Annotated in this window: 9 protein-coding genes; 3 read left to right on the top strand and 6 right to left on the bottom strand. The window is 34.6% G+C overall.

Annotated elements, in window-relative coordinates; all coding sequences use genetic code 11:
• Window positions 1-30 precede the first annotated feature (30 nt).
• The gene (locus C8P67_RS09805; RefSeq protein WP_115812842.1) at window positions 31-378 is read right to left on the bottom strand and encodes an MmcQ/YjbR family DNA-binding protein; all 348 of its coding nucleotides are present in this window, start codon (window positions 376-378) and stop codon (window positions 31-33) included.
• A gap of 3 nt (window positions 379-381) precedes the next feature.
• A complete protein-coding gene (locus tag C8P67_RS09800) occupies window positions 382-948 on the bottom strand; it encodes a dihydrofolate reductase family protein (protein WP_115812840.1) in 567 nt (188 codons plus the stop codon).
• A 231-nt stretch (window positions 949-1,179) separates the two neighbouring features.
• Between C8P67_RS09800 and C8P67_RS09795 the strand changes: the two genes are divergently transcribed.
• A complete protein-coding gene (locus C8P67_RS09795; RefSeq protein WP_115812838.1) occupies window positions 1,180-3,036 on the top strand; it encodes a glycoside hydrolase family 2 protein in 1,857 nt (618 codons plus the stop codon).
• Window positions 3,037-3,256: 220 nt separating this feature from the next.
• Here the strand turns inward: C8P67_RS09795 and C8P67_RS09790 are convergent, their stop codons facing one another.
• Window positions 3,257-4,609, bottom strand: coding sequence for a TlpA family protein disulfide reductase (locus C8P67_RS09790; RefSeq protein WP_115812836.1), 1,353 nt, complete (start codon window positions 4,607-4,609; stop codon window positions 3,257-3,259).
• Between the two features lie 495 nt (window positions 4,610-5,104).
• Here C8P67_RS09790 and C8P67_RS09785 point away from each other — a divergent pair, with 495 nt between their 5' ends.
• A complete protein-coding gene (locus C8P67_RS09785; RefSeq protein ID WP_170141444.1) occupies window positions 5,105-6,295 on the top strand; it encodes a TlpA family protein disulfide reductase in 1,191 nt (396 codons plus the stop codon).
• A gap of 190 nt (window positions 6,296-6,485) precedes the next feature.
• On the opposite strand, the gene C8P67_RS09780 is transcribed toward C8P67_RS09785, so the two are convergent.
• From C8P67_RS09780 to C8P67_RS09770, 3 genes are all read right to left on the bottom strand, one after another.
• Complete coding sequence (locus C8P67_RS09780) at window positions 6,486-9,404, bottom strand: FAD-binding and (Fe-S)-binding domain-containing protein (RefSeq protein WP_115812832.1); 2,919 nt, start codon at window positions 9,402-9,404, stop codon at window positions 6,486-6,488.
• 213 nt (window positions 9,405-9,617) lie between these two features.
• On the bottom strand, window positions 9,618-11,513 hold the full coding sequence (serA, locus tag C8P67_RS09775) for a phosphoglycerate dehydrogenase (RefSeq protein WP_115812830.1): 1,896 nt from the start codon (window positions 11,511-11,513) through the stop codon (window positions 9,618-9,620).
• Between the two features lie 330 nt (window positions 11,514-11,843).
• A complete protein-coding gene (locus C8P67_RS09770) occupies window positions 11,844-12,653 on the bottom strand; it encodes a DUF1338 domain-containing protein (RefSeq protein WP_115812828.1) in 810 nt (269 codons plus the stop codon).
• A gap of 188 nt (window positions 12,654-12,841) precedes the next feature.
• Between C8P67_RS09770 and C8P67_RS09765 the strand changes: the two genes are divergently transcribed.
• A complete protein-coding gene (locus C8P67_RS09765; RefSeq protein ID WP_115812826.1) occupies window positions 12,842-13,312 on the top strand; it encodes an Lrp/AsnC family transcriptional regulator in 471 nt (156 codons plus the stop codon).
• Window positions 13,313-13,323 lie beyond the last annotated feature (11 nt).

Here is a 13,323-nt window from a genome sequence, read left to right as displayed (position 1 = left end):
TTTTTGTAATGATGATAATTATTTATTTTGTTACTCTTTATTTGACCTTAGGAGTTCAGCAAGATTTTTTGGAGCTGTTTCGCAATAAGCTGTTGTCAATGCATCGGTAAATAAATCTTTATGCACTTTTTCCATCTCAATCAAAGTCCAGCCTTGTTTTCCCCATTTATTGTCAACTGGATAAATAATGGTTTTATCTGCCGACGAAAAAACGTTTTGATCAATTTCTGATAATTTAATGCAGGCTCTTTTGAGCTTTTCATCATAAGTAGCAAAGATTTTTTTCTTTATTCTGAAAGATGTTTTCTCAAAATGCGGTTCTTCCGTTGCTTCGGAAAATGAAAGCGCTAATTCTCGGAGGTAATCAATTGTTACCATTGTTCAGTTTTTTGTACTAATTGGTTCATAGTAAAGAATTACCGCGCCGGCGCCCAAAGTTTTTGTTTTTTGGAGTTTAAGAACAATTCTGTCACTGATGTCTTTAAATAATGGTAAACCGCTTCCCGCTATAACTGGATGGACACAAATTTGGTATTCGTCTATCAAATTAAGTTTTGTCAAAGCCACAATCAAGCTTGGACTGCCAACATAGATGTCTTTTCCATTGTCATTATTGGATTTTTTGAGTTCCAAGACTTCCTCTTCAAGTGTTCGAGCTGCTAACTTTGCGCTTTTCCAATCGACACTTTTTAGCGTATGCGAAAAAACTATTTTCGGTGTATTGTCCATTACAGCAGCAAAGTCGTCCATTGATTGATTGCCGGTTGGATTTTCTGTAAATGGACGCCAGTATTCCATAAGCTGATAGGTTATTCTTCCGTAAAGAAGAGTATCTGCGTTTTTTAATAACTCAGTATAATGCTGATGTAATTCTTCATCGGCAATTACGGCAGTATGATCGCAAAACCCGTCTAGTGTCATATTGATTGCTGCGATTATTTTTTTCATTGGGCTTGGATTTGTATTATATAACGAAGCTTTACAGAATTTTATATTTTAGAATACGACAAGGTAACTTTTATTTTTAGTATTCTTAGAATAATTTACTTTAAAATTCCCTTTATCGCAGAGAATGAACAAAAGTTTTGCAAAAAATAAGTGTTTTTATTACATTTATAAAATGAATTGTAAAAACGTTATAATTTATTTGTATTCCTTCAACCAAAAAATACTTATTCAATGAGAATTAAACTTTCAACACTGCTTTATTTATTTACGCTCTGCGGCCTAACAGCACAGGAAAACCTTATAATCAATACGGAAAGCAGAAAATCAGTTTCGTTAAACGGAACATGGCATTATATAGTCGATCCTTATGAAACTGGAGGTTATGATTATCGGTTAAAAGAAAGAAATGAAAATGATCCAGGTGCTTATTGGAACGTGCCGGCATTCACAAAGAAAAGTGACTGGACAGAGCATGGGTACAGTGATAAATACAGCATTCAGGTTCCGGGTGATTGGAATTCGCAGGTAGAAGCATTAAAATATTATGAAGGTGTTGTATGGTATCATAAATCTTTTGATAAACCTGAAATAAGTGCTACAGAGGATGCGTACATTTATTTTGGTGCTGTAAATTATAAAACCACCGTATATCTCAATGGAAAAAAGCTTGGAATGCATAAAGGCGGATTTACTCCTTTTAATTTTAAAGTTCCGTCAGAATTGTTAAAAGAGGCAAACAATAACCTTGTTGTTATGATTGACAACAAGCGCTTTATTGATGAAATCCCTACAACAAATACCGATTGGTGGAACTACGGCGGTATCACCAGAGATGTAAAACTGCTTATTTTGCCAAAGCAGTTTGTAAAACAGTATCATATTCAGCTGGATGAGAAAACGGATATTGCTGTATCTACAAAAAGCAATATGTGGCAGATTAAAGGATGGGTTAAACTTAACGAAGCAGCTGCCAATGATAAAATTCTTATCGAAATTCCAGAATTGAAAATAAACAAAGAGTTTAAGGTGAGCGGCGATTCAGTTGCAATAGCTTTTAATGCAAAGAATTTGAGTTTATGGTCAACAAAAAATCCAAAATTATACAATGTAAATCTGAAATATAAAAATGTTGATTTGATCGACAAAATAGGTTTCCGCACTATAAAAGTTGAGGGAGAAAGGCTTTTGCTTAATGGCAAAGATCTTTTTCTAAGAGGAATCTGTCTGCATGAAGAAGTAATTCCCGAAGTACGCCGCGCGCACAGCATGAAAGATGCGTTAAAACTCTTTGGTTATGTAAAAGAGCTGCATGGCAATATGGTGCGTCTTTCGCATTATCCTCATAATGAAAATATGGTTCGTGCAGCAGATTCGCTTGGAGTTCTGGTATGGGATGAAATTCCTGTTTATTGGACGATTGATTTTGGAAATTCCGAAGTGCTTAAAAAAGCACAGCGACAATTAAAAGAAATGGTTGCAAGAGACAGAAACAGGGCATCAGTATTTATTTGGTCTGTTGGAAATGAAACGCCAGTGAGTGAAAAGAGAAATCTGTTTATGAGCACGCTGGTAAAAAATGCAAAAGAACTGGATCCTACAAGGCTTGTCTCTGCAGCATTGGAAGTGAGGTATAACGCTGGCGTTAATTATGTTGATGATCCGCTGGGTGAATATACTGATATTGTCTCATTAAACGAATATCTAGGCTGGTATGGTTCAACACCGGATGGATGCAAAACTGCAGAATGGGGAAGCAAGTATAAGAAACCTTTCTTTATTAGTGAAACCGGAGCGGAAGCAAAAACTGGTTTTAATGACAGCAAAGAAAGCCGTTTTAGCGAAGAGTACCAAGAGTGGTTTTATAAGGAACAGATTGATATGTTTAAAAACAGATTCCCAAAAAACTACGTTGGTGTAAGTCCTTGGATTCTTATTGATTTTAAATCTCCGAAAAGAAATAATCCTGACTATCAAAATGGTTTTAATCGTAAAGGACTGATTGATGAGCATGGGAATAAAAAGAAAGCTTTTTATATTCTGCAGCAATATTATATAGAACAAGAACAGAAAGAGGGAAATCAATATTAAAGGCAAAAGTGATCGAGGTGAGGAGATTTTAGTTGACAACGATAACTGTTTCGAAAACCGTGACCATAAATTATTAGTGATAATTTAAAAAAAGCTACAAGAAGCAATTGATTCTTGTAGCTTTTTTTGTAATCAAATTTACTTTGTGTTTTGTCTTTTACGGGTAGGTTAGTAAATTTGTGATATTGTCACGAATAAGTATATCTGCGTTATTGAGAAATTATAATTGCAGACCGCCCAATAATTCTACTAGTTTAGGATTTGAAGGATTGGGAGCTTGTGCATTTACAATATTGCCATTAGTATCAATTAAGATAAATCTCGGGATTCCTCTAATGTTATAATCTCTTATAAATTTTGAATCCCATTCTTTATCAGCTAATAACTGAACTCCGCTCATTTTGTTCTTGGTTATAAGATTGCTCCATTTTTCCCTGTCTTGACTATTATCAATGGAGATGCTTACAAAAACAATATTTTTTCCTTGAAATTGTTCTTCAACTTTTTCCAGAGATGGTATTTCTTGACGGCAAGGTCCGCACCAAGTAGCCCAAACATCTATATAAACATATTTCCCTTTCAGGCTTTCTAAGGATGTTGTTCCTCCTTTTTGATTCTCGTAATTAAAAACTGGTGATGGTTTGCCTGGTTCTACCGCTATGGTATTATTGTAATTGGTAGTTAGGATTTCCTTAATTTTTGGATCATTTGTAATAGAAATGAAGTCGTTGTATGTGTTTTTATAATTTGCATTTTCAATGTTAATATCATTGATTCCATTTTGAATCAATCTGTTTTTAATACTTTGACTTTTTAGTGCCTTAATTTCAGGAATTGCATTTTTTGCTGAAACAAAAAAACTTCCTTCATCACCTTTGATATTATCGAAGAATTTTGTCATTACAATATCTTGATATTCTGTTGAAAATAAAAAATTAGATTCATTGTCTAAGTCCATTTTTTCGTCAAATTTTGGAAATTTTTCAGAAAGCTTAAAATCATATGCACGAGCGTAATAATTATGAAGTTTTTTATAAAACAGGAAATGTTTTTGCTCTAAAAAATGAAAATTAAAAGATTCTCTTTGTTTAAAATCGGCATTTGAAAATTTAGTTTTTTGATATAAAAGTTCAACAGAACTTTTGATTTCCTTGGCTTTTTTTAAAAATTCTTCTTCATTCAATTTGTATAATTCTTCCTCTGATAGTTGCGAAGTAATAATTGTTTTTCCAGCAATATATTGATTCTCGACACTTCCATTACCAGTGTATTTTAGGGTAGTATTAAAGTTGGACTCATCAGCAGTTAAGTTAATTTTTGAATCTTTTGAAAAATATATAGGCATACGATTTTTTGAAGTTTCAATGGAATAAATTCCCTCGTAATTAATAGGCAGTTTTTCAGAAAAAGTTCCGTCGGGTTTTAAACTGATTTCTTTTTCAAATGACTCGCCTTTGATCCAAATCTTTCCGTCTTCGGTATTTGTAATTTTACCTGAAAGCGTAATTGTTGCTTTTGGAGTTGTGAAAGAAGAAAGAATCACAATTAATAATAGAAAACTATATTTTTTCATAGGATTTTTTTATCAAATATAAAATATTTATGGCTTGGCTGTAATTAAATTTACTTCAAGTTTTTCTTTCAGAGCAGTTTAAAAAGATTTTTTGAAAACATAGTATAAAAAAAATAGCAGATGCTCCTTAAAAACATCTGCAATCTAAAATCTGTATTCTGAATTTCTAATTATAAAGCCTTATAAAGTATTTCCACAGGGTTGTAAATATTGTTGCGGTGACATATATCCAGCCATCGAGTCATCGAGAGTTACGATTGTGATCACAATCATTAGATTATTAATACTTCTTGATTTTTTCTAAATTACTTTCTTAAAAATTTCATAAATACAAAAGTATGTAAGAATTTATTGTATAGATTTGATTGATACATCTCTTAAACAACTAATACTGCCATGAAACAAAACAAAATACTATCTTTTTTATTTTTTCGGGATATTTTTTTCGTGCTTTTCTTTTTTATATTTTCTTTTTCAGCTTTCGCCCAGTTTGTCATGTATACACCAGAAAATGTTAAAGTACTAGGCACCCTTACAGAAGATGAACAGTTACAAAATTCTTTGTCAAAGTTTAATACTGAAAAATTTAGTGGGGATACTCTTCCAGATAGGGTCTATGAGGAAATCAAAAACATTGCATTAAACAATAAAACAATATTGGATACATATATCAAAACCTACAAACCTTCGAAAGAATTTATAAAAGCATGGCAAGTTAATCTGGAATATTTTGCTCCTCAAACTTTCTACTCATTTGAACAAAATAATAAATATACTAATCAAAAGGCTTATGCCCGTAATTTTGATAAATGGAAACAACGCCGAGAGGAATTATTTTCGAAAATTAAAATGAGCAATGATGAAGCAATGAACGCTCCATTTTATCTGAATTTTATTTGGGAAATTATATTGCGTACCAAGTATGAGCTTTGGCAAGAAAGTTATAACAAAAATCCAGAGGCTTTTTTAAAAGAATGGTATAGTGATGTTTCAGTTGAAGAAGGGCTTAAACTTTTTATGGATGACATGACAAATATATTAACAGAGAAAATTATCCAAAAATATTATACAGGAAAATCAGCTGAATATGCTTATGTGGTGTTTTTTAAAAGTTCTCTTGATGAGGAAATCAATGAAAATTTGCCACAAATCTTTGAGAATTTCAAGAAGCAGTTTCCTAATAGTAACTATATTGCTCAATTTGAACCCAAGATTAATGCAATCATTGAAAACAATAAAAAAACCTTGAGTAATAAAATGATTTTTGTTGACAAAGGAGATCAGTTGAAGACCTTTGAGGAAGTCATCAGCCAGTTTAAAGGGAAAACCGTTTTAATTGACATGTGGGGAACTTGGTGTGCACCTTGCCGAAAAGAGATAGCCGAGCACAGCCAAGCTTTACATGAGCATTTCAAGGGTAAAGATGTGGAATTCCTGTATGTTGCCAATCTTGATAGTAACAATTATGAAAACTGGAAAAAAATCATTTCATCTCAAAGTATGGAAGGTTATCACATTCTTGCCAATAAAGGTTTGACACAAGATATTATGAGTAAAACCAAAGGGACTGGGTTTCCTACCTATATCGTGGTAAGTAAAGATGGTAGTTACGAGCTTTCCAAAACAAAATATCCGATGAAAAGAGAAGTATTAATACAACAGTTGGAAGAAGCAATAGCTAAGTAAAATTATAAGAACTAAAGATTTTTTGATCTTTTAGATTTGCATTTTAAAACACAAAGCCCACGTTTGAAACCGTGAGCTTTGTGTTTTGTATTTGTGACATGGTTATATTTTGGCAGATTGGAATTTCTATATAAGATTTACAAAATCTGCAATCTAAAATCGCTTTTCAAAATTCTAAAATCGAATATCTCTATTTTAAAGCCTTATAAAGTATTTCAACAGGGTGAAATGCTTTTCGGCTGGTTCCGTCCCTAATTTGGTGCCTGCAGCTCGTTCCGGAGGCAGAAATCAAGGTCGCTTCTTCTTCGGCGCGGATGGTTGGGAATAAAACCAATTCTCCAACTTTCATCGAAATATCGTAATGCTCTTTTTCATATCCAAAAGAACCCGCCATACCGCAGCATCCGCTTGGGATATTCAGAACGGTGTAGTTTTTAGGCAGCATCAGGATTTTTTTGAGCGGTACCAATGATGATAAAGCTTTTTGGAAACAGTGACCATGCATACGAACTCTTTCGGTGGTTTCGGTAAATGAATCAGATGTGATTCGGTTTTCGTCTAATTCTTTGGCTAAAAATTCTTCTATAAGCATTGCTCTGCCTGATTGCGCTTTGGCTTTCTCTTTTAAATCACCACGGCATAAATCCGGATATTCATCACGGAACGATAATATTGCCGAAGGTTCAATTCCAACCAAAATCGCATTTGCCGGTATTTCTTTGGCGAAAGCCTGAGTATTCTTTTCGGCAATTTCACGCGCTTCTTTCAGCATTCCTTTTGAAAGATACGTTCTTCCACTGATTCCGATTTGGGGAACAACCACTTCATAACCCAAACGGTTGAATAATTTTACAGCCGTTTGACCAATTTCTACATCATAGAAATTCATGAATTCGTCGTTGTATAGATAGATTTTACCTTGGGTGAAATTTCCGATTTGCTTGTAATTTTTTATCCATTTGGCAAAAGTGACTTTGTGCATTTGTGGCAGTGATCTTTCAGTAGCAAAACCGGTTGCACTTTTCACAATGTTTCCAATGAATCCTTTGGTTCCAAAATTATATAGCCAAGGCAATGAAGCAAATATTTGATTCACTTTTGGTGTATTTCCAATAAGCTTGGAACGGAATTTCACTCCGTTTTTATCGTGGTATTGCTGTAAGGTTTCGGCTTTTAGCTTCGCCATATCCACATTTGAAGGACATTCGGATTTACATCCTTTACAGCTTAAGCATAAATCTAATACTTCGAGTAAACCTTCATCATCAAATTTGTTTTCTTTGGTCGAATTAGTGATGGTTTCTCTCAGAATGTTGGCTCTCGCACGAGTGGTATGTTTTTCATCACGTGTTGCCATATAACTTGGGCACATGGTACCACCGCTTTTCTCGGTTTTACGACAGTCACCGGATCCGTTACACATTTCGGCAGCACGCACGATTCCGTTGTGCTCGGAGAAATCAAAATAGGTTTCCGGCATTGGAGTATCCTGACCTGGATTATATCTCAGGTTAGTATCCATCGGAGGTGTATTTACCACTTTTCCTGGATTAAAAATTCCCCAAGGATCCCAAGTATTTTTTACTTGGATAAACATTTGGTAGATTTCGTCTCCCAACATCAGCGGAATAAATTCGCCACGAAGTCTTCCGTCTCCGTGTTCTCCACTCAATGAACCTTTATATTTTTTAACCAAATGAGCAATGTCGGTAGCGATGGTTCTAAATAGCGCTGTTCCTTCTTTGGTTTTTAAGTCAATGATAGGGCGAAGGTGCAATTCTCCCGTGGCAGCGTGAGCATAATGCACACAGCTGAGGTTGCGCTCTCTCAGAACTGCATTAAAATCTTCGATAAAATCTGGTAAATCGTTTACATCAACCGCCGTGTCTTCAATAACGGCAACCGCTTTGGCATCGCCTGGAATATTAGACAACAATCCCAAACCTGCTTTTCTCAGGTTCCATACTTTATTGGTGTCTTCACCCCAAACAATAGGGAAGTGGTAACCAAGATTTTTGGAACGCATCAAGGCTTCCATTTCTTTGGCAGCTTCGATAATTTCTTCTTTCGAATCTCTTAAAAATTCGACAACCAAAATTGCCTGTGGATCACCTTCAACAAAGAATCTGTTTTTGCTTTGTTCGATATTTTCTTTGGTACATTCCAAGATATAACGGTCGATCAACTCAACACTGTCAGGCTTGAATTTCAAGGCTTCCAAATTAGCTTTCAGCGATTCGTTGATGCTGTTGTGATGTACGCAAACCAAACCTGCAAATGGTTTTAATGCGTCAACCAAATTCAGTTTAATAGCTGTCGAGAAGAACAAAGTTCCTTCTGAACCTGCGATTAATTTACAGAAATTAAATTTTTCGGTCGGATCGCCAAAAGGCTGGCTGTCGGCCAATAAATCCAAGGCGTATCCTGTATTTCTTCTCGGAATGGTTTTCTTCGGGTAATTTTCGTCGAATAAAGCTCTGTTTGCAGGCGATGATAATAATTCTTTGGTCTGAACATAAATAGCTTGTTCCAAAGGGCTGACCACATTGATTCCGTTGCATTTGTCTTCGAATTGGGCATTGGTCAAAGCGCCAAAAGTAACTTCATTTCCATCAGCCAAAAATCCTTTGATTTCCAATAAATGCTCGCGTGTAGAACCATAAATCACAGATCTCGCGCCACAGGCATTGTTACCTACCATTCCGCCAATCATACAACGGTTACTGGTTGAGGTTTCAGGTCCAAAGAATAATTTATAGGATTTTAAATGTAAATTCAGCTCGTCGCGAATCACCCCTGGCTCTACCCAAGCCGATTTTTCAACTGGATCAACCGAAAGGATTTTGGTGAATTCCTGCGAAATATCAACCACAATTCCGTTTCCAACAACTTGTCCGGCAAGCGAAGTTCCGGCGGCACGCGGAATTACACTGCTTTTGTTTTCGCGGGCAAAAGCGATAATTTTTTGAATATCTTCTTTCGTTTTTGGAATGGCTACTGCCAACGGCATTTCTTTGTAAGCACTCGCATCAGTGGAATAAAGCGTACGCATCGTGTGGTCGTACAATAATTTTCCAGCTAATTGCTTTTCAAGACTTTCAAGGTTCATCTTATTTTTAGATTTATGATTTATGATTTTAGATTTATGGAATCTGAAACTTTAAATCAAATGGATAATCTTTTTGTTTTTAGCAACTTTGCGCCTTAGCGTCTTTGCGAGCTATATTCTCGCAAAGACGCAAAGGCGCAAAGTTTTTTTTATTTGGATTTTAAACTTTAGAATTCATAAAATCAAAAATCGTTAATCGACAATCTGAAATCTTTAGTACAGAATTCTATACCTAATAGTATTTGGAATCGCTTTTAATTTTTTCTCCAAATCTGGGTTATGGAAATTATCGATATCGGTAATCACATAACCAAGAGTTTCATTTGTTTTTAAATATTGACCCAAAATATTGTTGTCATATTCTAAAAGGATATTGTTGATTTGTGCCAAAATACCTTTTACATTCTCATGGATATGCATGATACGGTGTGCACTTTGCAATTCAGGAAGCTGAATTTCAGGAAGATTCACACTTCCGTAAGTCGTACCAGTATTGATGTAATTGATAATTTTATTAGCTACATAATGTCCAATATCTTCCTGCGCTTCTTCAGTACTGCCTCCGATGTGCGGTGTCAGGATTACGTTTTTCATTCCGATTAATTCAGAAACGAAAGGCTCGTCGTTGTTTTTCGGTTCTTCAGGGAAAACATCGACTGCAGCTCCGTGAATTTTACCATTTTTCAAATTAGCAACCAATGCAGGAATATCTACAACATGACCTCTTGAAAGGTTCAGGAAGATAACGCCTGGTTTCATTGCTTCGAAAGCATCAGCATCGATTATGTTTTTGTTGCTTGCGCGTCCGTCTACGTGTAAAGAAACCACATCTGAAAGTGCCAATAATTCTTTTAATGAAGAACATTTTTTAGCATTTCCAAGAGCCAGTCTGTCAACTGCATCATAGAAATATACTTTCATTCCCAATGCTTCGGCTACGATAGAAAGTTGTGATCCGATACTTCCGTATCCAACCAAACCTAATTTCTTTCCACGAATTTCAACACTGTTAGTAGCTGATTTGTCCCATTTACCTTGGTGCATCATTATACTTTTTTCGAAAGTATTACGAACCAGCATAATGATTTGTCCTAAAGCCAATTCCACAACCGATCTAGTATTGCTGTATGGTGCGTTGAAAACTGAAATTCCTTTCATGCTGCAAGCATTCAAATCTACTTGGTTGGTTCCAATACAGAATGTTCCAACAGCATGCAGTTTATTGGCATGTTCCAAAACTTTGGCTGTAAGGTTTGTTTTTGAACGGATTCCAAGAATAGAAACTCCTTTTATTTTTTCGATTAGTTCGTCTTCATTCAGCGAACCTTTCATAGTTTCAACGCTGTAACCTTCATGTTCAAAGATTTTAACAGCATCTTGGTGTATATTTTCTAACAATAAAACTTTGATTCTATTTTTTGGATAAGAAACAGAGGCTTTATAAGACAGTTCATAAAGGATTTCGTCTAATGACGGCGCTATCTGGCTGGCCTTTTCAACTACAATTTTACGGCTTACGTTTTCTGTAAAGGCGAAAAATTTAGAAACAGCACCGCCCTCAAGAGTTTCATAATCAGTATATCCGTCACCAATCATAATCGCCTCACCTTTAAGATTCAATGATTTGATTTTTTTTACTTTTCCTTGGTTTTCGCACAATTCGTCTTTTTCATCAAAACCAATAATTTTTCCGTCATGGTCAAATTTGAAAGTATTGGCCAAAACGTGCTCTGGTTTGATTCCGTATTCTGAAACGATTGGAATGATGATTTCCTTAAAACCGTTTGAAATGATATAAATATTTTCGGAGTGCTGTTTGAAGAAAGTTCTGTTTCGGATTACAGATGCTGTAACCTTCTTTTTCAGCTCCTCAATTACAGTTCCAATATGATCTCTGTTGGCCTGCAATAATTGAATTCTTTGAGTCAAAGATTCTTTCAATGACAATTTACCTTCCATTCCAAGATCGGTTAATCTTTGAATTTCGCTTAAAATTTGAGTTCCAGCGGCACTATCTTGGTAAATTACTTCGCATAATACATCTAGTGCCTCGACTTTCATAAACGTACTGTCAAAATCGAATATAAATGTTTCCTGATTTTCTGTCATCTTTTTAGTGTTTGTCACAAATAAAAAATATTTGTAAATTTTTTGCACAAAGATAAAACCTCCATTGCTATTCTGAAAATATATTGGTATAATACTGGCGCGTTTAACGATAATTGAGGTTATTGTTATAAATAGTCTTTTTGACCGAGTATTATTAAATTTAATCCTCGAAAAGCAATTTTAAATTTTGTTTTATTTATTTTAAAAAGTGTTTTTCGGCTGGTGTTTTCATAATTTAATCGCAATTATTTTTAAAAAAGACAATAACTTGTCATAATCCAGCCCTATAAACGGCAAATCTGACAAGTTATTGAAGATTTTTGGTGCGTTTTATTTCTGTAGTTTCACATCTGTACTTTCAAAAATTTTATCGGCTGATGAAGCTACAAAACCTTGATATAAATTTCCATCCGCCATAGCGTATCTCAAAGCAAATTCATAATAGCAGGATGGGATTTCAAATAGACCTTCTTCAAAATTTACTGAATATAAATCTGCCAAAGTACTTGATTGTTCTAATAACTGTTCAGGAGTTCCTTTAATTTTTCCTCCCGAAGCATTCAGTTTCCAGCCGTTTTCTTCTAAAAAGCTGTTCAGCTCTTCCAATTTTTCAAAATGCTGCAATGCATTGAGATTAATAGTAAAGTGATTTGCACGGAAACCATATACGTACATCCAGGCCGCATATTCGGATTCCTCCAGCAGTGATGTATAAATTGCATGAGAATTGGATTTCCAAATAGAACCGCTTAGTACTAATTCTGGGTTGCTAAATTCGTTCTGATCACAATCGTCTAAAATGTTTTTAACGGTTTGCTGTAATTCATCAGAACATTTTTCTAATTCCAGTTCAGAGATAAAAATTCTCGGTGCACTGCTGTCAGTGGTATGTTCGTAATGCTGCGCGAACAGTTTTTTGGATTCAAAAATATATTCACCTCGTGCTTCGTAACCAACTGCTAAGAAAGGTTTTTCCAAAACAGCGATATTAATGCGAGGGTCATTAAAAGTACGGATCGCAATATGATCATTTTGGATTGTTTCACCTTTATCTGCTAATAAAGTATGTATTTTTTTTGCAGATGGGGTTATTGCTGCATATTGTTCCCAAAGTTTCGAAAGCAGTTGATTTTTGTCCATTTCTGTCTGAATTTTTTAATTGTTATTATGACTCAAAACTAGATAAAAATAGAATAAAATGACATATTTGTGTTTCGATTATTTATAATTAGACTTTTGTGAGAAATAAATATGTAATTTTGACATATTTAAAAGTGTTTTATGTTTTAGAATTGTCAATTTTATATTTTCCAATAAAAAAGTAAGCGATGTTAAACTCCAAAAACAATGAAAATACTGATTATTTAGATCAGGAAATCATAAGAAAATTGAGTGAGAATGGAAGAATTCCTTTTTCTGAACTAGCCAAGGAATTAAAAGTGTCCAATTCGCTTGTGCATCTACGTGTAAAAAAACTTCAGGAATCGGGATTAATTGCTGGTTTCTCGGTAAAATTAAATGCTAAAACCTATGGTTTTGAAACAATTACTTACACAGGAATCACGACCAAAGAAGCCCGTTTTTCATATTCAATAGCGGAACAATTAAAATTAATTCCCGAGATTGTAGAATGTCATTGGGTTTCGGGCAAATATGCTTTGTTTATCAAAATTGTTGCAGCCAATAATGAAGAACTTCGTAAAATTATCTACGAACAAATTCATATTATAGAAGGAGTAGGAGGTACGGATTCGTTTATTTCTTTTGGGTCTGCGTTTGAGAAAAACTTACCTATATAGTATAAAACACG

The sequence above is a fragment of the Flavobacterium aquicola genome, from assembly GCF_003385115.1.
In the GTDB taxonomy this organism is placed as follows: domain Bacteria; phylum Bacteroidota; class Bacteroidia; order Flavobacteriales; family Flavobacteriaceae; genus Flavobacterium; species Flavobacterium aquicola.
This window is presented reverse-complemented; position numbering and strand designations above follow the sequence as displayed.

Bases quoted from the DNA above. Each gene is read 5' to 3' on its own strand.
- C8P67_RS09805 (WP_115812842.1), bottom strand. From the start codon at position 378: ATGGTAACAATTGATTACCTCCGAGAATTAGCGCTTTCATTTTCCGAA.
- C8P67_RS09800 (WP_115812840.1), bottom strand. From the start codon at position 948: ATGAAAAAAATAATCGCAGCAATCAATATGACACTAGACGGGTTTTGC.
- C8P67_RS09795 (WP_115812838.1), top strand. From the start codon at position 1,180: ATGAGAATTAAACTTTCAACACTGCTTTATTTATTTACGCTCTGCGGC.
- C8P67_RS09790 (WP_115812836.1), bottom strand. From the start codon at position 4,609: ATGAAAAAATATAGTTTTCTATTATTAATTGTGATTCTTTCTTCTTTC.
- C8P67_RS09785 (WP_170141444.1), top strand. From the start codon at position 5,105: ATGTATACACCAGAAAATGTTAAAGTACTAGGCACCCTTACAGAAGAT.
- C8P67_RS09780 (WP_115812832.1), bottom strand. From the start codon at position 9,404: ATGAACCTTGAAAGTCTTGAAAAGCAATTAGCTGGAAAATTATTGTAC.
- serA (WP_115812830.1), bottom strand. From the start codon at position 11,513: ATGACAGAAAATCAGGAAACATTTATATTCGATTTTGACAGTACGTTT.
- C8P67_RS09770 (WP_115812828.1), bottom strand. From the start codon at position 12,653: ATGGACAAAAATCAACTGCTTTCGAAACTTTGGGAACAATATGCAGCA.
- C8P67_RS09765 (WP_115812826.1), top strand. From the start codon at position 12,842: ATGTTAAACTCCAAAAACAATGAAAATACTGATTATTTAGATCAGGAA.